The organism is Mycobacterium sp. 155 (genome assembly GCF_000373905.1).
Classification (GTDB): domain Bacteria; phylum Actinomycetota; class Actinomycetes; order Mycobacteriales; family Mycobacteriaceae; genus Mycobacterium.
In genome coordinates this window covers 1781576-1803223 of record NZ_KB892705.1, presented here as the reverse complement: position 1 = coordinate 1803223, position 21648 = coordinate 1781576, and the positions used below count along the sequence as shown (strand labels likewise).

Here is a 21648-nt window from a genome sequence, read left to right as displayed (position 1 = left end):
GAGTTTTTCGTGCTGCGCACTCATGCCGCCGGTTCGTTGCGGCCCGCCGATGCCGGTCAGACGGTGACGTTGGCGGGTTGGGTCGCGCGTCGCCGCGACCACGGCGGCGTGATCTTCATCGACCTGCGGGACGCGTCGGGCGCGTCGCAGGTGGTGTTCCGCGAAGGTGACGTGCTCGCCGCCGCGCACCGGCTGCGCGCCGAGTTCTGTATCGCCGTCACCGGCGTCGTCGAGGTCCGGCCGGAGGGCAATGAGAACGCCGAGATCTCGACTGGTCAGATCGAGGTCAACGCCACATCGTTGACCGTGCTGGGGGAGAGCGCGCCGCTACCGTTCCAGCTCGACGAGACCGCGGGCGAGGAGGCCCGGCTGCGCTACCGCTACCTTGATCTGCGCCGTGAAGGCCCGGGTCACGCAATTCGGTTGCGCTCGAAGGTGAATGCGGCTGCCCGTGGTGTGCTGGCCGAGCACGACTTCGTGGAGATCGAGACCCCGACGCTGACGCGCTCGACGCCGGAGGGGGCCCGTGACTTCCTGGTACCCGCGCGGCTGCAGCCCGGCTCGTTCTACGCGCTGCCGCAGAGCCCGCAGCTGTTCAAGCAGTTGCTTATGGTCGCGGGGATGGAGCGGTACTACCAGATCGCCCGGTGTTACCGCGACGAGGACTTCCGCGCGGACCGTCAACCCGAGTTCACCCAGCTCGACATGGAGATGAGCTTCGTCGAGGCCGACGACGTCATCGCCATCTCCGAAGAAGTCCTGCGCGCGGTGTGGTCCACGATCGGCTACGACCTGCCCCTGCCGCTACCGCGGATCAGCCACGCCGAGGCCATGCGCCGGTTCGGCTCGGACAAGCCCGACCTGCGGTTCGGCGTGGAACTTGTCGAGTGCACCGAGTACTTCAAAGACACCACGTTCCGGGTGTTCCAGGCGCCGTACGTGGGCGCTGTGGTCATGCCCGGCGGCGCCTCGCAGCCTCGGCGCACACTGGACGGCTGGCAGGAATTCGCCAAGCAACGCGGTCACAAGGGACTGGCTTACGTCCTGGTGGCCGAGGACGGCACCTTGGGCGGGCCGGTCGCCAAGAATCTCACCGACGCCGAGCGGGACGGGCTGACCGCGCACGTCGGCGCCAATCCCGGCGACTGCATCTTCTTCGCCGCGGGTCCGGCCAAGGGCGCCCGGGCACTGCTCGGCGCCACCCGGGTCGAGATCGCCAAGCGACTCGACCTCATCGACCCGACCGCCTGGGCGTTCACCTGGGTGGTGGACTTTCCGATGTTCGAGACCTCCGACGAGGCGACGGCCTCGGGCGACGTCGCGGTGGGTTCGGGCGCCTGGACGGCGGTGCACCATGCCTTCACCGCGCCGAAGCCTGAATCGGAGGGCACGTTCGACACCGATCCCGGCAACGCGTTGTCCGATGCCTACGACATCGTCTGCAACGGTAACGAGATCGGCGGCGGCTCGATCCGTATCCACCGTCGCGACCTTCAAGAGCGGGTGTTCGCGATGATGGGCATCAGCCACGATGAAGCGCAGGACAAATTCGGATTCCTGTTGGACGCGTTCACCTTCGGTGCGCCACCTCACGGCGGCATCGCGTTCGGCTGGGACCGCATCACGGCACTGCTCGCCGGCGTCGACTCGATCCGCGAGGTCATCGCGTTTCCCAAGTCGGGTGGCGGCGTGGACCCGCTGACCGCCGCGCCGGCACCGATCACCGCACAGCAGCGTAAGGAATCCGGAATAGACGCCAAACCGGAGAAACCCGACAACGCATGACCGAGATGGACAGAGAAAAGCTGCTGTTCGAGCTCGTCTGAGCCTAAGCGCACCGGAACGCAGTCAGCTCAGTCCCTAACGGCTGGCCGGCGGCCATTGCCTCGGTGACACGACGGGTGGCATCGTCGCGGGATCAGCGTCCCACGGGAATCTCACGCCCACCCACCTCGGCGGGTCAAGAAACGCGATAGCTCCGTCACCTTCGAAGCTGGCCGTCATGAAGTCGATGATCCCGTCGTTGTCGGTGTTCCATCCGACGCCGAGGAATACGATGCCGCTGTTGGGGGTGACGGCTGCGAAGCGGCTGCCGGCGAAGGAAATGTTGGCTGCTCGAGCGCTGAAATCGATGCGCTCGAAGGCGATGAGGCCGCCACGTTCGGCGGTGAAAATGGCGGATTCGAATGAAATACCCTCCGACCCTCGATCACGGTGTCGGAAGCGGTTTTTCGTCCGGTCAGTGGTGATCAAGCCATCGCGAAAGTTGATACGGGCGAAGTCGGCGGCGCAGAAGTGCGCACCCTGAAACGAGACCCCCGCCTCCCAGAACGAGTGGATCGAGAACGTGTCGAAGTCGATGCTGCCGCCGCGATCCGCGGAGAACCGGGCGTGGGCGAAGCTGATGCCGTCGACGCTATTGGCATCGAATCCCGTGCGACAGAAGCTAGTACGGCTCGACCGACCTGCAGCGACGAATCTGGTGTGGTCAAACTTGATCGCGTCGGCAACCTCTGCGACAAACACGGCGCCCTCGAACAGGGTTGTCCCCGTGAAGACAGCGCCAGTGAAGTCGGCTGAGGTGATTTTGACGCCCGACAGGTTGAGGTTGTGAAATCGAGCGCCGGCGAAGTTGAGCGTGCAATGCGACCAGTTCGGGACAGCATCGTGGAGGAGATGCTGACGCAGCGCGGTGCAAATGGTTTCGCGGATCACCCGCTCGTCGTCGGGGTACGTCGCGCGTGTCCGGCGGGATCGGTTCTCGTTGTCCGCAGCGAGCGCGTCCTCCTCGACGCCTACGGTGTGCTCGTCCCAATCGACTGGTGGGGCCGGTGGTTTACTGAGGTAGGAGCAAAGAACGTCGACGCACGCTTGGATGTGACGACTTTCCGGATCGAGCGCATACCAGTCGTCGGCGAGCGCCACGAGCGCAGAACACCAGCCTGGCGGGTCATCTGCGTCGCGCTGTCGAGTTGAGTTGCCGCGGTGGTGAATCGGGCGTGCAGGTCGCGGCGGATTTCCTGATCGCGTTCTTCACGATGGCGTGCTTGTTCGACGCCGTGGCGCCGGCGGTCGTCGGCTCGGGTGTAGTGGCCGTTGTAGTAGGCCAGCACACCGGCGGTGATCGCGCCGATGCCTGCGGCCAGCGTCGCGTAAGGCTGGGCGGCATGTTCCCAAAATGTCGGCCAATCCACGGGTCGCTGCGCCACCCAGGCATAGACAGCGACGGGCACGCCATAGCAGATGATCGCGCCCAGACCCAGCACCACGAGGGTGCCCCGCAGACCGAATCGTCGGACGCGCGGCACCGGCTTCACGACAAACAGTGGCGTACGGTCGTTCGTCAAACGCGATCCCCCTCTACGCCATCACACCACACATCCGAGGCAGCGGGGTGCAGGCGCCCGCTGGTGTCCAGTGCTGATGCAGCCGTCGAGACGCGTTGCGAGAAAGGGTATCCCGTGCCACCTGGCGAACTGATGACCCGGATCGGCACGCCGGAATGAGGTTTCGAACTACACAGGCCCGTCCGCCAGAAAATTCTTTGCCAGAGTTTTGGGTGCCTGTGTCAGCCATGATTCGGTGATCAGCTCGGTCAGCTCAGCCACGTCAATTGCGGCCAGCCGCACCACGTCTGCCCAGTCCGCCATGTGCCGAACGCTACTCTCGGGCCGAAGTTTGCAGCTGGATCCCAGCGTCAGCGTGTGATCACAGGTGGCTGATTCCCAACCCGACGAAGAACGCCCCGACCGCACCGGCGATGACCGTCACCACCAGGCGGTGGTGAATCTTCATCCAGGCGTACAAGTACTCGACGACCGAGCGGGTGGCGTCGGGCGCGATCCAGAAGCTCAGAATCGGGATCAGCGCGCCTGAGAACGCGACCAGGTTGAAGATCACCAACGCGCCCAGCTGTTGACCGACCGTCGCACCCGAGGTGAGTACCGCCGCCATGGCACCCACGTAGTACGGCGAGGGGATGCCGTTGCTCAGGCCGAGCAGGCCGGCTGCCCAGGCCGCCTCGCCGCGCAGGGCGGCCTTGATGCTCTCGGGCAGTTTCGAGACCACGGGCAGGGAGTCCAGCGTCGGCGGCTCCACGGGTTCGGAGTGCGGTTGGCCTGTTGCAGGATCTGCGTGGTCACCGACGGCGGCCGTCACCGCCACCCGCTTGCCGCGTACCCGATGGAACAATCGCTCCAGCAGACCGGTCGCCGACAACACGGCGATGAGCCCCGCCACCACACCGATCGTGATCTCGATACCCGGATGAACCGATCTGTCGCCGAGCGCGCTCTCCCTGAACACGAACACCACGGCCACCGCCACGGCCACATTGGTGGCGAAACCGCCCGCGAAGAACGGTATTAGCAACCGGACGGGGTGTGCGCGCGACACCATGTAAGCGATCACCCCGATGCGCAGCGGGTCGGTTGCGGCCACGAGGGCCATCACCAGCACCGTGCTCCACATGCGGGCGGCCCCATCCTTTCGTCAGCTATCTCCTGCTGATTGAACCAGCGCGAGCTGAATCTGGCCCATTCGGCACCACCGCGAGCAGACGCGTCAGTCCGCGACACGCCGAGTTTTCGGTACCTTGCTGTCTGCTCGCGCAAGGGGGCTGGGCACGCGCACGGTCTAACGGCAAGGTCACGACGGTATGTCGCAACTCCATTAACCTCGGGGACGTTTCTAGTATCGCCGCGTGACTGATCGCTACGGTTCCGACGTCCTGTCCCGAAACCCGCACATCCCGAAGCGCATCCGGTCCACCGAACAGCCGGCCGAGAAAGGCCTGGTGGTCGAGGACGCCCAGAGCGGTTACGTGGGTGCCGTGGTGCGCATCGAGGGTGGTCGCGTCGAACTCGAGGACCGCAGGGGCAAGGTGCGCGCCTTTCCGATGGGCCCCGGATTCCTGATCGATGGCAAGCCCGTGATTCTGACCGTCCCGAAACGGACGGCGGCACCGGCCCGCACGGCGTCGGGCTCGGTCGCCGTCGCAGGCGCCAAGGCCCGGGTGGCGCTGGCCAGCCGCATCTACGTCGAAGGACGCCATGATGCCGAGCTCGTCGAGCAGGTATGGGGCGCCGACCTGCGCATCGAAGGCGTGGTGGTCGAGTATCTCGGCGGCGTCGACGATCTGGCCGGCATCGTCGAGGAATTCTCGCCCGGTCCCGGCCGGCGACTCGGGGTGCTGGTCGATCACCTGGTCACCGGTTCGAAAGAGGCGCGCATCGCCGAGGCGGTACGGCGGGGCCCCGGCGGTGAGCACACGCTGGTGGTCGGCCATCCGTTCATCGATATCTGGCAGGCCGTGAAACCTGTTCGGCTGGGCATGACGGCGTGGCCCGAGATTCCCCGCGGCACGGACTGGAAGAAGGGCATCTGCCAGGCGCTGCGCTGGCCCCATGCCACCCAGGCCGACACCGCGCGGGCCTGGCAGCGGATCCGTGGCCAGGTGCGCGACTGGAATGATCTGGAACCCGCGCTGATCGGCCGGGTGGAGGAGCTGATCGATTTCGTGACCGCGCCGGAGTAGCCGGTCGGCCCGGCGTGGTAAGCAGAACACGTGTCCGACAGCTTGTTCGATGTGCCCGGCGACTCAGGGCCCGGCGATCGCGGCTCCCTGGTCGCGCCCGACACGGGCCCGCTTGCGGTGCGGATGCGTCCGGCCAGCCTCGATGAGGTCGTCGGGCAGCAGCATCTGCTGCGGGCCGGTTCGCCGCTGCGTCGCCTGGTGGAGGGCTCCGGCGCGGCATCGGTGATCCTCTACGGCCCGCCCGGCACCGGTAAGACCACACTGGCGTCGCTCATCTCACAGGCCACCGGCCGCCGCTTCGAGGCACTCTCGGCGCTGTCGGCCGGGGTCAAAGAGGTCCGTGCGGTGATCGACACCGCTCGGCGCTCGGCCGTCCACGGCGGTCAGACCGTGCTGTTCATCGATGAGGTGCACCGCTTCTCCAAGACCCAGCAGGACGCGCTGCTGGCAGCCGTCGAAAACCGGGTGGTGCTACTCGTCGCTGCGACGACCGAGAACCCGTCGTTCTCCGTGGTGGCCCCGCTGCTGTCGCGCTCGCTGATTCTGCAGTTGCAGCCGTTGACCGCGCAGGACATCGAGGCCGTGCTGCGCCGCGCGATCACCGATCCGCGAGGCCTGGGCGGTGCGGTCGAGGTCACCGACGAGGCGGTCGACCTGCTGGTTCAACTCTCGGCCGGTGACGCTCGCCGTGCGTTGACGGCGTTGGAAGTCGCCTCGGAGACAGCCGGGGCACCTGGTGGCGTCGTTTCCTTTGAGATCATCGAACAGTCGCTGGACAAGGCCGCCGTGCGCTATGACCGCGACGGCGATCAGCACTATGACGTGGTCAGTGCCTTCATCAAATCGATGCGCGGCTCCGACGTCGACGCGGCGCTGCACTACCTGGCGCGGATGCTGGTGGCGGGGGAGGACCCGCGGTTCATCGCCCGGCGATTGATGATCCTCGCCAGCGAGGACATCGGCATGGCCGATCCCAGCGCCCTGCAGGTCGCGGTGGCCGCCGCGCAGACCGTGCAGCTGATCGGCATGCCCGAGGCCCAGTTGACGCTCGCACACGCGACCGTCCATCTCGCGACCGCGCCCAAGTCCAACGCAGTGACGACAGCGCTGGCGGCGGCGATGGGTGACATCCGCTCGGGTAAGGCCGGGCCGGTGCCACCACATCTGCGCGACGGCCACTACTCGGGCGCCGCCAAGCTCGGCCACGCCGTCGGCTACCGGTATCCGCACGACCATCCCGATGGCGTTGTGCCACAACAATATCCGCCCGACGATCTGGTCATGGTTGACTACTACCAGCCGACCGGCCGCGGGGTCGAACGCGAGATCACCACTCGGCTCGACAAGCTGCGGGCCATCGTCCGGCGTAAGCGCTAGGCGCCGTTGTGCGGTCTCAATGCAATTGGCGGTTCCGCGCCAACCGAGAACTTATCTCGGCGCTGAACAAGTCGCTATGAACGTCAGTGGTGCTCCGGCCGCGAGAAGTATCCGATCACCCCACGACGGGCTGCGCCTCCGGGAACGTCCATGTGCCGTCGAGGATCTCGGGCCGGGGCCGGTACAGGCGCACCCAGTAGTTCCAGCCCGGGGTGATCGGGACGTAGTTCACCGCGGCCGGATCCCCGCCGAAGTTCACCGTGACTGAACCGTCGGCGTTCGCCACCGCGGTGAAGCTGTTCGGCCCGTACGAGTCGAGGTCGTTCGGCTCGAAGTAGCCGTCGGCGTTGTAAACGGCGATCGACCAGAACCCGTTGACGGGAACGTCGCGCACCGTCAGGCTGTGCGGGGTGGTGCCGTCGTTGAGCTTCGGGGTGACCGTGATGTAGGTGGCGTCGGCCTCGCGGTTGCCGCCCCACCCGGACGCGGTGCCGATGAGGTGCCGCATCGGGTCTACCTCGTGGCGGGCGCCGAACATGCGCCGGGCGTCGGGAACGTGCCCGGCCAGTTCGATCAGCGCCTTCCGGGTCGCGTCCTGGCTGGCCTTGTCCCAGGCGGGTGCCTCGAAGGAGCCCGCGGAGTCCTGCTCGATGTGCAGCGCGTCCTGCAGGGCGTGGACCTCGTCCAGGTCGCCCGGCTTCGTCGGGTTCACGAGGATCCGCACACCCACCATCGCGTACCGGGTGTCCAGCTGTTCGCGGGTCAGCGTGAGGGTGGCCGGGCCGTACGTGGCCGGTGAGGTGTACTGGTCTTCGTCGATGACGATCGCGGACAGGAACCGCTCGCCCGGATCGGGCAGGGTCACCGTGGCCGGGCCGGCATCGAGGTCGAGCACCACCGCCGAGTAGAGGGTGTCGCGGTTGGCGCGGATGACAGTCTGGTGGTGCACATCCATCACCGTGCGGTGAATGTTCCACTTCCCGGTTCCGCCAGCGATCGAGCACACCCGGCCGAAGTACAGATCGGACTCCGCGCGCGCGAAGTTGTCGACCGTCACGATCTGCGCGGCGCCACCATTCACATCCCGAACCATATGCACTCGCCCGGACTGCCACACGCATCGGCCGAAAGTGATGCGCGCGACGGCGTGTCGCGGGTCGTCCCGATTGCGTTCGGGGTTGTCCGCCGGGAACCAGCAGGCGCCCGCTGCGACGTGGCTGGCAATGGGGTGGTGGGACTGCCCGTAGGCTGGTCGGATGGACAGCGATGTGATCGATGTCGACACCTCCCGCCGCCGCATCGTCGACCTGACGGACACCGTCCGGAAGTTCTGCGACGGCCACGGTGACGGGCTGTGCAACATCTTCGTCCCGCACGCCACAGCCGGGGTGGCGATCATCGAAACCGGAGCCGGCTCCGACGACGACCTGATCGACACGCTGGAGCGGCTGCTGCCCCGCGATGACCGCTATCGGCACGCGCACGGATCGTTCGGCCACGGCGCCGATCACGTTCTGCCTGCCCTGGTGTCGCCGTCGGTCATGGTGCCGGTGCAGGACGGGCGCCCGTTGCTGGGCACTTGGCAGAGTGTCGTACTGGTCGACCTCAACCGGGACAACCCGCAACGGTCCGTGCGACTGAGTTTTTTGGCGGCCTGACCAACGCTGTTCAGGGCGACCGCGCTGACCGGTAATGTGAGGCGGTCGAATTATTGGCAGTGCACACCGAGCGGTACCACCGCCACCATCTACTAACACGAGGGCAGAAGCGACGTGCAGACACACGAGATCAGGAAGCGCTTCCTCGATCATTTCGTGAAAGCGGGCCATACCGAGGTGCCCAGCGCATCGGTGATCCTCGACGACCCCAACCTGCTGTTCGTCAACGCGGGCATGGTGCAGTTCGTGCCGTACTTCCTCGGTGCCCGCACGCCGCCGTGGGACCGCGCCACCAGTGTGCAGAAGTGCATCCGGACACCCGACATCGATGAGGTCGGCATCACCACCCGGCACAACACCTTCTTCCAGATGGCCGGCAACTTCTCCTTCGGCGACTACTTCAAAAAGGGTGCCATCGAATTGGCCTGGACCCTGCTGACCAACCCGGTCTCCGAGGGCGGCTACGGGTTCGATCCCGAAAGACTCTGGGCCACCGTCTATCTCGACGATGACGAGGCTATCGGCCTGTGGCAGGAAGTGGCCGGTCTGCCCCCTGAGCGCATCCAGCGCCGCGGCATGGCCGACAACTACTGGTCGATGGGCATCCCCGGCCCGTGCGGTCCGTGTTCGGAGATCTACTACGACCGCGGCCCCGAATACGGCATCGAGGGCGGGCCGGAGGCCAACGAGGACCGCTACATCGAGATCTGGAACCTCGTGTTCATGCAGAACGAGCGCGGTGAAGGCACCTCGAAGAACGACTTCGAGATCCTCGGGCCGTTGCCGCGCAAGAACATCGATACGGGTATGGGCGTCGAGCGCATCGCCTGCCTGCTGCAGGGTGTGGACAACGTCTACGAGACCGATCTGGTGCGCCCGGTGATCGACCTGGTCGCGTCCATCGCGCCGCGCGGTTACGGCGTCGGCAACCACGAGGACGATGTCCGTTACCGCATCATCGCCGACCACAGCCGCACCGCGGCCATCATCATCGGCGACGGGGTCAGCCCCGGCAACGAGGGCCGCGGTTACGTGCTGCGACGGCTGCTTCGCCGCATCATCCGTGCCGCGAAATTGCTCGGCGTCGAACAGCCCATCATGAGCCAGCTGATGGCGACGGTGCGCGATGAGATGGGGCCGTCCTACCCGGAATTGGTCACCGATTTCGACCGCATCAACCGGATCGCGGTCGCCGAGGAGACCGCGTTCAACCGCACCCTGGCTTCGGGCTCGCGACTGTTCGACGAAGCCGCCGCGGCGACGAGGCGCGCGGGAGCATCCACGTTGTCCGGCAACGACGCGTTCACCCTGCACGACACCTACGGCTTCCCTATCGATCTCACTCTGGAAATGGCCGCCGAGGCGGGCCTCAGGGTCGACGAGGCGGGCTTCCGCACGCTGATGGCCGAGCAGCGGGCGCGCGCCAAGGCCGACGCCGCCGCGCGCAAGCAGGCCCACACCGACCTGACCGCCTATCGTGAGCTGGTCGACGCGGGCCCTACCGAGTTCACCGGATTCGACGAATTGACCTCCGAGGCAAGGATTCTCGGTATCTTCGTGGATGGTAAGCGGGTCCCGGTGGTCGGGCACGAGGGGCTGGACGCCGATCGTGTCGAGCTGATTTTGGACCGCACCCCGTTCTACGCCGAGTCCGGTGGACAGATCGCCGACGAAGGCGCCATCGCGGGGACCGGTAGCTCGGAAACCGCGCGGGCGGCGGTCACCGATGTGCAGAAGATCGCCAAGACCTTGTGGGCGCATCGCGTCAACGTGGAATCCGGTGAGTTCGTCGAAGGCGACACCGTCGTCGCGACCGTCGACCCCAAGTGGCGGCACGGCGCCACCCAGGGCCACTCCGGCACCCACATGGTGCACGCGGCACTGCGACAGGTGTTGGGGCCCAACGCTGTTCAGGCCGGCTCTCTGAACCGGCCGGGCTACCTGCGGTTCGACTTCAACTGGCAGGGTGCGCTCACCGAGGGGCAGCGCTCACAGATAGAGGAAGTCACCAACGAGGCCGTCGAAGCCGACTACGAGGTGCACACCTTCAGCACCGAGCTGTCCAAGGCCAAGGCCATGGGTGCGATGGCGTTGTTCGGCGAGAACTATCCCGACGAGGTTCGGGTGGTCGAGATTGGCGGACCGTTCTCGCTGGAACTGTGTGGCGGTACCCACGTGCACAACTCGGCGCAGATCGGCCCGGTCACCATTCTGGGTGAATCCTCGGTCGGTTCCGGGGTGCGCCGGGTCGAGGCGTATGTCGGACTGGAATCGTTCCGGCATCTGGCCAAGGAGCGGGCACTGATGGCGGGGCTGGCGTCGACGCTCAAGGTGCCGTCGGAGGAGGTGCCCGCGCGCGTCGCCAACCTGGTGGAGCGGCTCAGGGCCGCCGAGAAGGAGCTCGATAAGGCACGTCTGGCCAACGCCAGGGCGGCCGCCGCCAATGCTGCGGCGGGGGCGGAGACCATCGGCAAGGTTCGGGTGGTGGCGCAGCGGATGGCTGCCGGGATCTCGGCGACCGATCTGCGCAGCCTTGTCGGGGACATCAAGAGCAAGCTCGGCAGCGATCCCGCCGTCATCGCCTTGATCGCCGAGGGCGAGGACGAGGCGGTGCCGTTCGTGGTGTCGGTCAATCCCGGTGCCCAGGACCTCGGGTTGCGGGCCAACGAGCTGGTGAAGCAACTCGCGGCCCCGGTGAACGGTCGCGGCGGTGGTAAAGCTGACATGGCACAAGGTTCCGGCAAGGGGGCGGCGGGTATCGACGCGGCATTGGCCGCGCTGCGTGCCGAGATCGGCCGGAGCTAGCCCGGTGCCGAGCAGCGACGAGCAGTCTTCCCCTCGCTCCGCTCGACCGGATCGCCCGGGCGCCGACGACCCCGGCCGCGGCCGACGCATCGGCATCGACGTGGGCACCGTCCGCATCGGCGTGGCTACCAGTGACCCGGACGGTATTCTCGCGACGCCGGTGGAAACGGTGTTGCGGGATCAGCGTGACCGGGCCGGCGGGAAGCATCTGCGTCGGCTGGTCGGCATTGTCGGCGAGTACGAGGCCGTCGAAGTGATCGTCGGGTTGCCGCGCACGCTGGCTGATCGGGTCGGTACATCGGCGCACGATGCGATCGATCTCGCCGAACAGCTGGCGCGCCGGATCACGCCGACGCCGGTACGGCTGGCCGACGAACGACTCACCACCGTCTCCGCACAACGGTCGTTGCGCGACGCCGGGGTTCGCGCGAAGGGACAGAAAGCGGTGATCGACCAGGTTGCTGCAGTGGGCATTCTGCAGAGCTGGTTGGATCAGCGGCGGGCGGCCCTGGCCGTGCGCGACGAGAGCCGCGGAGAGGGCACGGATGGCTGACGAGTGGGGTGGCGAGCGGGCGCAACCCGTCGCGGTGGGACCACCACGGCGCGGTATGAGCCGCTCCGAACGCATGCGTCAGGTCCGCAAGAACCGCCGTCGCCGGGTCACGCGGGCCGCGTCGCTGCTGCTGCTCGTCATCGTGGCGATCGCTGCGGTGTTCCTCGGTTCCAGGCTGTGGCACAGTTTCTCCGGCGGCGGCAACGACTATGCCGGTGACGGCGTATCCGATCTGGTCATCCAGGTCCACGACGGCGACTCCACCACCGCGATCGCCAAGACGTTGTATGACCACAAGGTGGTGGCCACGGTCAAGGCGTTCGTCGACGCGGCCCAGGGCAACTCTGAGATCACGTCGATCCAGCCCGGCTACTACAAGTTGCGCACCGAGATCCCCGCGGCCAATGCTGTCGCGCGGCTGGTCGATCCGAATAACCGAGTGGGCAAGCTCACCATCCCAGAGGGACGTCAGCTCGACGACATCACCGACGTCAAGACCAACGCTGTCACCGACGGCATCTTCAGCCTGATCTCGAAGGCGTCGTGCGTGAAACTCGACGATATCGAGCGGTGCGTTGCGGTCGACGACCTTCGCTCGGCCGCCGGATCGACGCCCGTGGCCGCACTAGGGGTTCCGCAGTGGGCCGCCGGACCGGTTGCGGCGATGGGCAATGACCATCGCCGGCTGGAAGGATTGATCGCGCCGGGCACCTGGAACATCGACCCGGCCGCACCGGCCCAGTCCATCTTGTCGACGCTGATCTCCTCCAGCGCTTCGGTTTACACGCAGGGCGGCCTGCTGGACACCGCCACTGCCTTGAACATGTCGCCGTACCAGATCCTCACGGTCGGCTCGCTCGTACAGCGGGAAGCCAAGCCGCAGGATTTCTCAAAGGTCGCGCGAGTGATCTACAACCGGCTGGCCGAGCACCGCAAGCTGGAGTTCGATTCGACGGTCAACTACTCGCTGGACCGCCAGGAAGTGGCCACCACCGATGCTGACCGGGCCAAGGCCACACCGTGGAACTCCTATGTCCGCGAAGGACTTCCGGAGACTCCGATCTGCTCGCCGGGCGCCGACGCGCTGGATGCCGCCGAGCGGCCCGCGCCGGGGGACTGGCTGTACTTCGTGACCATCGACATGCAAGGCACGACGCTTTTCACCCGCGACTACAACCAGCACCTAGCGAACATCGAACTGGCGCGACACAACGGCGTCCTCGACAGTGCGCGATAGGCTGCCCTCCGTCGTGGAAAATAGGGTCCGCAAGGCCGCGGTCCTCGGCTCTCCGATCGCCCACTCGAGGTCTCCGCAACTGCACCTGGCCGCCTATCGGGCGCTGGGCCTGGCGGCTTGGACCTACGAGCGCATCGAGTGCACAGCCGAGCAGCTACCGGCACTGGTGTCCGGGCTCGGGCCGGAGTGGGTCGGGCTATCGGTCACCATGCCCGGTAAGTTCGCCGCGCTGCAGTTCGCCGACGAGCACACCGAGCGGGCCCGGCTGATCGGTTCAGCCAACACGCTGGCTCGCACTTCCGGTGGCTGGCGCGCGGACAACACTGATATTGACGGCGTGACGGGCGCACTCGGCTCCGTCGAGGGCGCGGCGATCGTCATCGGCTCCGGTGGCACCGCCCCGGCCGCGGTGCTCGGGCTGGCTGAACTCGGCGCGCGGCGCATCACGATCGTCGCCCGCAATGCGGACAAGGCCGCGCCGCTGGTTGAACTGGCCGCCGGGCGTGGCGTCGCGAGCAGTTGGTGCGATCTCGATGACGCCGAACTCGTTGCCGTGGTCGCCGATTCCGCGGTTGCGGTGAGCACGATCCCCGCCGCGGCCGCCGCACCGTACGCTCCGGTGCTCGCTGCGGTGCCGCGGCTGCTCGACGCCATTTACGACCCATGGCCGACGCCGCTCGCCGCTGCGGTGCAGGCCGCCGGCGGTGAAGTGGTCAGCGGCCTGCACATGCTGCTGAATCAGGCTGTCACCCAGGTGGAACTGTTCACGGGGATGACTGCCCCGAAGGATGCGATGAGGACGGCCTTGTTCGGCTGAAACAGCGTCATCCCAGCCTCTGCGGGGCAGTTAGCCTCGGTGGATGGAGGTGTGGGCTGTCGCGGTTACGGTCATCTGGCTAGTGACACTCAGCGCCTACGACTTCAGGCAGCGGCGGCTGCCGAACTGGCTGACAATGCCCGGTGGTGTGCTGATCCTGGTTGGCGCAATGCTTTTCGGCCATGGCGCCGCGGCGCTCGCGGGCGGTGCAGCGCTGGCGGCGGTTTATCTGCTGGTGCATCTGATAGCGCCGGCCGCGCTCGGCGGCGGTGACGTGAAGCTCTCCGTCGGCGTGGGCGCGCTGACCGGCGCGTTCGGGCCCGACGTATGGGTACTCGCGGCGCTGGCCGCGCCACTAATCACTGCCGTGATCGCGGGTGGCGCGGCGTTGCGCGGCATTCCGACCGTGCCGCACGGACCGTCGATGTGCGCGGCCAGTGCGGCGGCAATCGGGCTGGTGCTGATCTAAGCCTGCCGAACGTGAACTTGTTGGCGAGATTTCGGCGAATGTTCGCCAACAAGTTCACATTCGGCGTCGACGGCAGTCAGCGGTAGCCGCGCTTGAGCAGATGCTTGGCGCCGGCCTCCATCGCGGCGGGGGTCGCGGGGTCGAAGTCGAAGGCGTTGGCCAACCGCGCGGTGATGTTGAACGCGAAGCCCACTGCCAGCGCGTCCTGGACCTGAGCGGGGGAGACACCGGCGGACAGCACGCTGCGGATGTCGTCCTCGGAGACGGCGTCTTCACGGGACAGCTTGCCGAGCAGGCGAAGCGTCGCCCGCAAGGGCTCCTCGACCGGTGCGGTGTCCAGATCGGCCAGAGTGGCGGTGACCTTGCACGGATCGCCGTACCACTGCCCGGAGGTCGCGGAGTGCGCGGCGACGCAGAATGGCGACGCATCGGCCGCGGCGACGTAGGCCGCCATCAGTTCCCGGTCGCCGATCGACCATTCCGACGGCCCGCGCATGGCCTCGTGGGTGAGATCCCCGGCGCCGTAGAAGTCCTTGCGATACAGCGCGAGCTTGACGGCGTCGACCACCGGTTGACGCGAGACCAGCTGGATCATCGCCAGCAGCGCCTTGGTTCCCAGTCCATGCCCGTTGTCGAGGATGCCGAGCCTCATCGCCGATCCCCTTTCCCGCCGGCCACTCGGGCAAGTGCGCCAAGGGCGTTGGTGTATTGCCGGTCGGCCTGGCCCACCGCCGCGCAGACCACGATTTCAAAGATCTGGTCCTCGCTCAGGCCCGCCGACCGGGCTGCCGCGATGTCGTCGTCGGTCACGGCGGCGGAGCGGTGGGCCACCTTGTCGACCAGGGTCCGTACCGGATCGTCGAGGCCGGTGTTGTCGAATGCACTCTGTCGCAGGTCTTTTGGTGCTGTCCCCTGGTCGCCGAGCACACGGGCGATCAGTTCGCTACGTAGTCGGGAGATGTCGGTCATCATAGAGATCCTCTCGAGGGACGCAGGCGATCCGCTGTTGCAGGACCGCCTGTTCGGCGGGGTTGGCGGTGAGCTTGAGGGCGCGGCGCACCGTCGTCGCGGTCTCCGCGGCCTTGAGCTTGCTGCCCCCGCGCAACTTGCCAGCGTTGCCGGCGAACCATTCGTCGACCCGCTCGTAGGCGCGTTGGCGCTCGGCGTCGCTCATCGCCGCCATATCGCGGGTGAACTGCTCAGTTTCGACGAACATCAGTACGTATTTCATGAGCCCTTCTCCATGGTATTTGCGGTTTCTACAATCAAGACGATCGGAAGCACCCGAGATACGACACCATCGACGCTCGAACAGGGATTTCCGCGGGCAAAACGCGACGTGGGAGAATGACAAGCGTGTTGCGTTGGACCACAGCTGGTGAATCGCATGGCCGCGCCCTGGTGGCCATGGTCGAGGGCATGGTGGCCGGTGTGCCGGTCACCTCGGAGGACATCGGGGTGCAGCTCAAGCGCCGTCGTCTCGGCTACGGCCGCGGCGCTCGGATGAAGTTCGAGCAGGACCAGGTGACCATGCTGGCCGGGGTCCGGCACGGGTTGACCCTCGGCGGCCCGATCGCCATCGAGATCGGCAACACCGAGTGGCCCAAGTGGGAGACCGTGATGGCCCCCGACCCGGTGGACGAGACCGACCTGGACGTGGCGCGCAACGCGCCGCTGACCCGGCCGCGGCCCGGCCATGCCGACTACGCAGGCATGCTCAAGTACGGCTTCGACGATGCCCGCCCGGTGCTCGAACGGGCCAGCGCCCGCGAGACCGCCGCTCGGGTGGCCGCCGGCACCATTGCCCGCGCATTCCTGCGGGAAGCGCTCGGCGTCGAGGTCGTCTCGCACGTCATCTCCATCGGGGCATCGGCGCCCTATACCGGTCCGCCGCCGCAGCCCCAGGACCTCGAGGCCATCGACGACAGCCCCGTCCGGGCGTTCGACAAGGACGCCGAGGCCGCCATGATCGCCGAGATCGAGGCCGCCAAGAAGGACGGCGACACCCTTGGGGGGGTCGTCGAGGTGGTCGTGACCGGGCTGCCGATCGGGCTGGGCTCGTTCACCAGCGGTGAGAACCGGCTCGACAGCCAACTGGCCGGCGCGGTGATGGGTATTCAGGCGATCAAGGGTGTCGAGATCGGCGACGGTTTCGAAACGGCGCGCCGCCGGGGCAGCGTCGCGCACGACGAGATGTACCCGGGCCCGGACGGCGTGCTGCGGTCGACCAACCGGGCCGGTGGCCTGGAAGGCGGCATGACCAACGGCCAGGCGTTGCGCGTGCGCGCCGCGATGAAGCCGATCTCCACCGTGCCGCGGGCACTGGCCACCGTCGACATGGCGACCGGCGAGGAAGCCGTCGCGATCCACCAGCGCTCCGACGTATGTGCGGTGCCGGCCGCCGGTGTGGTCGTGGAGACCATGGTGGCGCTCGTGCTGGCCCGCGCCGCGCTGGAGAAGTTCGGCGGGGATTCGCTGGCCGAGACCCGCGCCAATATCGACGCTTACCTGCGTGCCGTCCGCATGCGAGGAGCAAGTCCGGACGACGCTGAGCGCGAACCGGCGGCGCAGGCCCTGGGCTGATGGCGCCCAGGGCGGTATTGATCGGCCTACCGGGCTCAGGGAAGTCGACGATCGGGCGGCGGTTGGCCAAGGCTCTCGATGTGACCATGCTCGACACCGATGCGGTGATCGAGGAGACCACCGGGCGCGCTATTGCCGACATCTTCGCCAGCGACGGTGAGGAGGAGTTCCGCCGCATCGAAGAAGAGGTGATCCGCGGAGCCCTGGCCACCCATGACGGCGTGCTGTCGCTCGGCGGCGGCGCGATCACCACCGCGGGGGTGTGCGACGCCCTGGCCGGGCACATGGTGATCTACTTGGAGATCAGTGCGTCCGAAGGCGTGCGCCGAACCGGTGGCAACAGCAACCGTCCGCTGCTGGCCGGCGGTGACCGGGCTGAGAAGTACCGTGCGCTGATGTCGCAGCGGGTGCCCATCTACCGTCGCGTCTCGACCATACGTATCAACACCAACAGGCGTAACCCGGGCGCGGTCGTGCGCACCATCGTCTCGCGCCTGGACAATCCTCAGCCGCCCAAACAAGTGGCGGCCAAACCGCTGGCAGCCAAACCAAGGCGCCGACGCCATCGGCGGCGGCAACGCGGACCGGCCTCGCCGAGCTCCGCGGACAAGGACTCGGCCGGCGCCGCAGCCGTTCACACCGATTCGACTGCCACACCCACCCCCGCGGCCTTGGCCGCACGCAACGCGGAGCGACACCATGACTGAGCCTGTCACCGTCGACGTTCTCGTCGACCCCCCTTACCCGGTGATCATCGGCACCGGGTTGCTCGGCGAGCTGGGCCATACCCTCGAGGGCCGCCACAAGGTGGCCATCCTGCATCAGCCGACGATGACCGAGACGGCGGAAGCCATTCGAACTCACCTCGCGGACAAGGGAATCGACGCACACCGCATCGAGATCCCGGATGCTGAGGGGGGCAAGGAACTGCCGGTCGTCGGGTTCATCTGGGAAGTGTTGGGCCGCATCGGAATCGGCCGCAAGGATGCGATTGTCAGCCTCGGCGGGGGAGCTGCCACTGACGTCGCGGGCTTCGCGGCGGCCACTTGGCTGCGTGGCGTGGACATCGTGCACGTGCCCACTACGCTGCTCGGCATGGTCGATGCCGCGGTTGGCGGCAAGACAGGTATCAACACCGACGCCGGCAAGAACCTGGTCGGCTCGTTCCACCAGCCGAGCGCCGTCCTGGTCGACCTCGCCACGCTGGAAACCTTGCCCCGCAACGAGATCGTGGCCGGCATGGCCGAGATTGTGAAGGCCGGCTTCATCGCCGATCCGGTGATCCTCGATTTGATCGAAGCCGACCCCGAGGCGGCGTTGGATCCGACCGGGACGGTATTACCAGAACTGATCCGCCGCGCGATCGCCGTCAAGGCCGAGGTGGTGGCCGCCGATGAGAAGGAATCGCAGCTGCGCGAGATCCTGAACTATGGCCACACCCTCGCGCACGCCATCGAACGGCGCGAACAGTACAAGTGGCGCCACGGCGCAGCGGTGTCGGTGGGCATGGTGTTCGCCGCCGAACTCGGCCGGCTGGCCGGCCGGCTCGACGATGTGACTGCCGATCGCCACCGCTCGGTGCTGACGACGTTGGGCCTGCCGGTTGCCTACGACGGCGATGCACTGCCGCAGCTGCTCGAGTACATGGCCGGTGACAAGAAGAACCGGGCCGGCGTGCTGCGCTTCGTCGTGCTCGACGGGCTGGGCAAGCCTGGGCGGTTGGAAGGTCCGGATCCGGCGCTGCTCGCAGCGGCATACGCGGAAGTGGCGCGAGACCCTAAGAACTGAGGTTCCACGCCACTTGGCGACGAGCTCTACTTCTCGTGCTGCTCGGGCGTCTCGACGGCACCGGTCTTCTCGGTGTCGTCCGCCGGCGCTCCGGCATTCACCGCGGCGAACACGTCGGTGTCGGCGCGCTCATCGCCGGCGTGACCGTGCCTGGTGACCGGCGGTGCCTTGCGGTCGACCAGCCAGCGGCCGAGTGTGACACCGGCGACCGCCGCCAGGAACATCAGCAGCGCAGTGAACGCAGCGAACGTGGTGATCTCGTTCAGCAGGCCCCCGACATAGATGCTCTTGTAGAACAGGCTGATGATCCAGGACACCGCACCGCTGACGACGCCTGCGAAAAGCCCGGCCAGCAGCCAGATCATGGCCAGGTCGGCGCGACGGTCAGGGTCAGGGCTGTGCCGCGCGTCGGCGCGGCCGTCGATGAAGCCCCAGATGACCACTGCGATCGTGAAAACTGCCACCAGCGTCACACTGAACCAGATCGCGTTTCCCGGCGAAGCGTTGATCAGCGCACCTTGGAGCAAGCGCACGACGACCATCGCGGTTGCGAACACAACCCCGCGCAGTAACCACTTGCTCATGAGGCCACAGCGTAGCGAGTAGCGTCACAGACCGTGACTATTTCCCAGCGCAGGGACCGGCTTCGGCGCCGGCTTGAGGCAGCCGATCTGCCCGCCTTGCTGGTGACAGACCTGGTCAATGTGCGCTATCTGTCAGGGTTTACGGGCTCCAACGCCGCGCTGCTGGTGCGTGTCGATGATGAAACCCCGGTGCTGGCCACCGATGGGCGCTACCGCACCCAAGCCGCCCACCAGTCCCCGGACGCCGAGGTGATCATTGAGCGGGCGTGTGCGCCGTGCCTGGCCCGCCGGGCGGGTGCCGGTGGTGTGCGCCGGCTGGGCTTCGAGAGCCACGTGGTGACTGTCGACGCGTACAGCGCGCTGGCCGACGCCGCCGGTGATGATGTCGAACTTATCCGTGCGCCGGGCATCGTCGAAGCGCTGCGGGAGGTCAAGGACGCCGGCGAGATCGCACTCCTACGGCTCGCCTGCGAGGCCGCTGACGCCGCGCTGGGTGATCTGGTGAACCGGGGCGGGCTGCGGCCGGGCCGCACCGAGCGTCAGGTGCGCAACGAACTGGAGGCACTGATGCTCGACCACGGAGCGGACGGCCCGTCTTTCGAGACGATTGTCGCGACGGGGGCCAACTCGGCGATACCGCATCACCGGCCGACCGACGCGGTCCTGGCCGCCGGTGATTTCGTCAAGATCGACTTCGGCGCGCTGGTGGCCGGCTACCACTCCGACACGACCCGCACCTTCGTGTTGGACCGGGCCGCGCAATGGCAGCACGACATCTATGACCTGGTGGCGGCCGCCCAGCGGGCCGGTAGCGCGGCGCTGGCACCGGGAGTGTCGCTGAGCGCTGTCGACGCCGCGTCGCGGCAGGTCATCGCGGAGGCGGGGTACGCCGAGAACTTCGGTCACGGCCTCGGACATGGCGTAGGCCTGCAGATCCATGAAGCGCCGGGAATCAACGCCACGGCCGCCGGTACACTGCTTGCTGGCTCTGCGGTGACCGTTGAGCCAGGTGTCTACTTGCCCGATCGCGGCGGTGTCCGGATCGAGGACACCCTGGTCGTCGGCGGGACGGCACCCGAACTACTTACCCGGTTCCCCAAGGAACTGGCCATCCTGTGAACTGAAAGCTAGGAGCTACCCCGACCATGGCATCGACTGCCGACTTCAAGAATGGGCTCGTCCTGCAGATCGACGGCCAGCTGTGGCAGATCGTCGAATTCCAGCACGTCAAACCGGGTAAGGGCCCCGCCTTCGTGCGGACCAAGCTGAAGAACGTGGTGTCCGGCAAGGTGGTCGACAAGACCTATAACGCCGGGGTCAAGGTGGAGACCGCCACCGTCGACCGGCGCGATGCCACTTACCTGTACCGCGATGGCAACGACTTCGTGTTCATGGACTCCGAGGATTTCGAGCAGCACCCACTGCCCGAGGCACTGGTCGGCCGCAACGCCGACTTCCTGCTGGAGAGCATGCCGGTGCAGATCGCGTTCCACGAGAGCGCCCCGCTGTACCTGGAGCTGCCGGTGTCGGTTGAGCTCGAAGTCAGCCACACCGAGCCCGGCCTACAGGGTGACCGCTCCAGCGCAGGCACCAAGCCCGCCACGATGGAAACCGGAGCCGAGATCCAGGTGCCGCTGTTCATCAACACCGGTGACAAGCTCAAGGTCGACACGCGTGACGGCAGCTACTTGGGGCGCGTCAATGGCTGACCAGGGCGAGCGGAGCGACGGGAATGGCTGACCGCCGCGGTGACCGGGGCCGTCATCAGGCCCGCAAGCGTGCGGTGGACGTGCTGTTCGAGGCCGAGGCGCGCGGCCTGACGCCGGAGACGGTGGCCGATGGCCGCATCGCGCTGGCCGAAGACGACCCGGAGATATCCGCGCTTAATCCGTACACGGTGACGGTGGCGCGCGGGGTGACCGAACACGCCGCCCACGTTGACGACTTGATCTCCGCGCACCTGCAGGGCTGGACTCTGGATCGGCTGCCCGCCGTGGACCGGGCGATCCTGCGGGTGGCGGTCTGGGAGCTGCTGCACGCCGAGGACGTGCCCGAACCGGTCGCCGTCGATGAGGCGGTCGAGCTGGCCAAGGAGCTGTCCACCGATGAGTCACCGGGGTTCGTCAATGGTGTGCTCGGCCAGGTGATGCTGGTGACCCCGCAGATCCGGGCGGCCGCCCAGGCCGTCCGCAGTGTGGGCACCCAGGACAACTAGCCGCAATCTTCACATAGCTGCACCTT

General features: G+C 67.1%; 23 protein-coding genes and 1 pseudogene. 15 read left to right on the top strand and 9 right to left on the bottom strand.

Annotated elements, in window-relative coordinates; genetic code table 11:
- Nucleotides 1-9 precede the first annotated feature (9 nt).
- The gene (gene aspS / locus B133_RS0108390; protein ID WP_018600351.1) at nucleotides 10-1785 is read left to right on the top strand and encodes an aspartate--tRNA ligase; all 1776 of its coding nucleotides are present in this window, start codon (nucleotides 10-12) and stop codon (nucleotides 1783-1785) included.
- Nucleotides 1786-1860: 75 nt separating this feature from the next.
- On the opposite strand, the gene B133_RS0108385 is transcribed toward aspS, so the two are convergent.
- The 4 genes from B133_RS0108385 to B133_RS0108370 form a co-directional block, all read right to left on the bottom strand.
- Nucleotides 1861-2715, bottom strand: coding sequence for a pentapeptide repeat-containing protein (locus B133_RS0108385; protein ID WP_018600349.1), 855 nt, complete (start codon nucleotides 2713-2715; stop codon nucleotides 1861-1863).
- A gap of 80 nt (nucleotides 2716-2795) precedes the next feature.
- The gene (locus B133_RS24860; RefSeq protein WP_232423274.1) at nucleotides 2796-3347 is read right to left on the bottom strand and encodes a hypothetical protein; all 552 of its coding nucleotides are present in this window, start codon (nucleotides 3345-3347) and stop codon (nucleotides 2796-2798) included.
- Nucleotides 3348-3515: 168 nt separating this feature from the next.
- A complete protein-coding gene (locus B133_RS24855) occupies nucleotides 3516-3650 on the bottom strand; it encodes a hypothetical protein (protein ID WP_018600345.1) in 135 nt (44 codons plus the stop codon).
- A gap of 58 nt (nucleotides 3651-3708) precedes the next feature.
- The gene (locus B133_RS0108370) at nucleotides 3709-4470 is read right to left on the bottom strand and encodes a GAP family protein (RefSeq protein ID WP_018600343.1); all 762 of its coding nucleotides are present in this window, start codon (nucleotides 4468-4470) and stop codon (nucleotides 3709-3711) included.
- A 232-nt stretch (nucleotides 4471-4702) separates the two neighbouring features.
- On the opposite strand from B133_RS0108370, the gene B133_RS0108365 reads away from it, so the two are divergent.
- Both B133_RS0108365 and B133_RS0108360 read left to right on the top strand, forming a co-directional pair.
- Nucleotides 4703-5536 (top strand): DUF3097 domain-containing protein, encoded by an 834-nt coding sequence (locus B133_RS0108365; RefSeq protein WP_018600341.1) that lies wholly within the window; start codon nucleotides 4703-4705, stop codon nucleotides 5534-5536.
- A 30-nt stretch (nucleotides 5537-5566) separates the two neighbouring features.
- Complete coding sequence (locus tag B133_RS0108360) at nucleotides 5567-6913, top strand: AAA family ATPase (protein WP_018600339.1); 1347 nt, start codon at nucleotides 5567-5569, stop codon at nucleotides 6911-6913.
- Nucleotides 6914-7028: 115 nt separating this feature from the next.
- Here B133_RS0108360 and B133_RS0108355 read toward each other — a convergent pair whose 3' ends face one another.
- On the bottom strand, nucleotides 7029-7970 hold the full coding sequence (locus B133_RS0108355; RefSeq protein ID WP_198291051.1) for a DUF1254 domain-containing protein: 942 nt from the start codon (nucleotides 7968-7970) through the stop codon (nucleotides 7029-7031).
- A gap of 211 nt (nucleotides 7971-8181) precedes the next feature.
- Between B133_RS0108355 and B133_RS0108350 the strand changes: the two genes are divergently transcribed.
- From B133_RS0108350 to B133_RS0108325, 6 genes are all read left to right on the top strand, one after another.
- Nucleotides 8182-8571, top strand: coding sequence for a secondary thiamine-phosphate synthase enzyme YjbQ (locus B133_RS0108350; protein ID WP_198291050.1), 390 nt, complete (start codon nucleotides 8182-8184; stop codon nucleotides 8569-8571).
- A 114-nt stretch (nucleotides 8572-8685) separates the two neighbouring features.
- Entirely contained in the window at nucleotides 8686-11376 is a 2691-nt protein-coding gene (alaS, locus tag B133_RS0108345; RefSeq protein WP_018600334.1) for an alanine--tRNA ligase, read from the top strand.
- A 4-nt stretch (nucleotides 11377-11380) separates the two neighbouring features.
- On the top strand, nucleotides 11381-11929 hold the full coding sequence (gene ruvX / locus B133_RS0108340; RefSeq protein ID WP_018600332.1) for a Holliday junction resolvase RuvX: 549 nt from the start codon (nucleotides 11381-11383) through the stop codon (nucleotides 11927-11929).
- Complete coding sequence (mltG, locus tag B133_RS0108335; RefSeq protein WP_026256143.1) at nucleotides 11922-13166, top strand: endolytic transglycosylase MltG; 1245 nt, start codon at nucleotides 11922-11924, stop codon at nucleotides 13164-13166. The genes ruvX and mltG overlap by 8 nt, the downstream gene beginning before the upstream one ends.
- A 13-nt stretch (nucleotides 13167-13179) precedes the next feature.
- Nucleotides 13180-13983: a shikimate dehydrogenase gene (locus tag B133_RS0108330; protein ID WP_026256142.1), complete on the top strand. Its 804-nt coding sequence runs from the start codon at nucleotides 13180-13182 to the stop codon at nucleotides 13981-13983.
- A gap of 43 nt (nucleotides 13984-14026) precedes the next feature.
- Nucleotides 14027-14452: an A24 family peptidase gene (locus B133_RS0108325; RefSeq protein WP_018600326.1), complete on the top strand. Its 426-nt coding sequence runs from the start codon at nucleotides 14027-14029 to the stop codon at nucleotides 14450-14452.
- A 76-nt stretch (nucleotides 14453-14528) separates the two neighbouring features.
- Here the strand turns inward: B133_RS0108325 and B133_RS0108320 are convergent, their stop codons facing one another.
- The 3 genes from B133_RS0108320 to B133_RS22535 are packed head-to-tail and all read right to left on the bottom strand — an operon-like array spanning nucleotide 14529 to nucleotide 15683.
- Entirely contained in the window at nucleotides 14529-15104 is a 576-nt protein-coding gene (locus tag B133_RS0108320) for a hypothetical protein (RefSeq protein WP_018600324.1), read from the bottom strand.
- On the bottom strand, nucleotides 15101-15424 hold the full coding sequence (locus B133_RS0108315) for a hypothetical protein (RefSeq protein ID WP_232423273.1): 324 nt from the start codon (nucleotides 15422-15424) through the stop codon (nucleotides 15101-15103). Before B133_RS0108315 ends, B133_RS0108320 begins: the two co-directional genes overlap by 4 nt.
- Nucleotides 15396-15683, bottom strand: coding sequence for a hypothetical protein (locus B133_RS22535; protein ID WP_018600322.1), 288 nt, complete (start codon nucleotides 15681-15683; stop codon nucleotides 15396-15398). Before B133_RS22535 ends, B133_RS0108315 begins: the two co-directional genes overlap by 29 nt.
- 125 nt (nucleotides 15684-15808) lie before the next feature.
- Here B133_RS22535 and aroC point away from each other — a divergent pair, with 125 nt between their 5' ends.
- The 3 genes and pseudogenes from aroC (at nucleotide 15809) to aroB (ending at nucleotide 18823) form a co-directional block, all read left to right on the top strand.
- Entirely contained in the window at nucleotides 15809-17035 is a 1227-nt protein-coding gene (aroC, locus tag B133_RS0108305; protein WP_018600321.1) for a chorismate synthase, read from the top strand.
- Nucleotides 17035-17547: pseudogene (locus B133_RS0108300) on the top strand (shikimate kinase); the annotation flags it as partial. The gene aroC and the pseudogene B133_RS0108300, both read left to right, overlap by 1 nt.
- A 187-nt stretch (nucleotides 17548-17734) precedes the next feature.
- Nucleotides 17735-18823: a 3-dehydroquinate synthase gene (aroB, locus tag B133_RS0108295; protein ID WP_018600319.1), complete on the top strand. Its 1089-nt coding sequence runs from the start codon at nucleotides 17735-17737 to the stop codon at nucleotides 18821-18823.
- A gap of 26 nt (nucleotides 18824-18849) precedes the next feature.
- On the opposite strand, the gene B133_RS0108290 is transcribed toward aroB, so the two are convergent.
- Nucleotides 18850-19407 (bottom strand): B-4DMT family transporter, encoded by a 558-nt coding sequence (locus B133_RS0108290; RefSeq protein WP_018600318.1) that lies wholly within the window; start codon nucleotides 19405-19407, stop codon nucleotides 18850-18852.
- A gap of 33 nt (nucleotides 19408-19440) precedes the next feature.
- Here B133_RS0108290 and B133_RS0108285 point away from each other — a divergent pair, with 33 nt between their 5' ends.
- The 3 genes from B133_RS0108285 to nusB are packed head-to-tail and all read left to right on the top strand — an operon-like array spanning nucleotide 19441 to nucleotide 21622.
- Nucleotides 19441-20526, top strand: a complete 1086-nt coding sequence (locus B133_RS0108285; RefSeq protein ID WP_026256140.1) for a Xaa-Pro peptidase family protein — start codon at nucleotides 19441-19443, stop codon at nucleotides 20524-20526.
- Nucleotides 20527-20552: 26 nt separating this feature from the next.
- A complete protein-coding gene (gene efp / locus B133_RS0108280) occupies nucleotides 20553-21116 on the top strand; it encodes an elongation factor P (protein ID WP_018600316.1) in 564 nt (187 codons plus the stop codon).
- Nucleotides 21117-21139: 23 nt separating this feature from the next.
- Nucleotides 21140-21622 carry a transcription antitermination factor NusB gene (gene nusB / locus B133_RS0108275; protein WP_018600315.1) on the top strand — a complete coding sequence of 161 codons (483 nt, stop codon included), beginning with the start codon at nucleotides 21140-21142 and terminating at the stop codon, nucleotides 21620-21622.
- The last annotated feature ends 26 nt before the right edge of the window (nucleotides 21623-21648 follow it).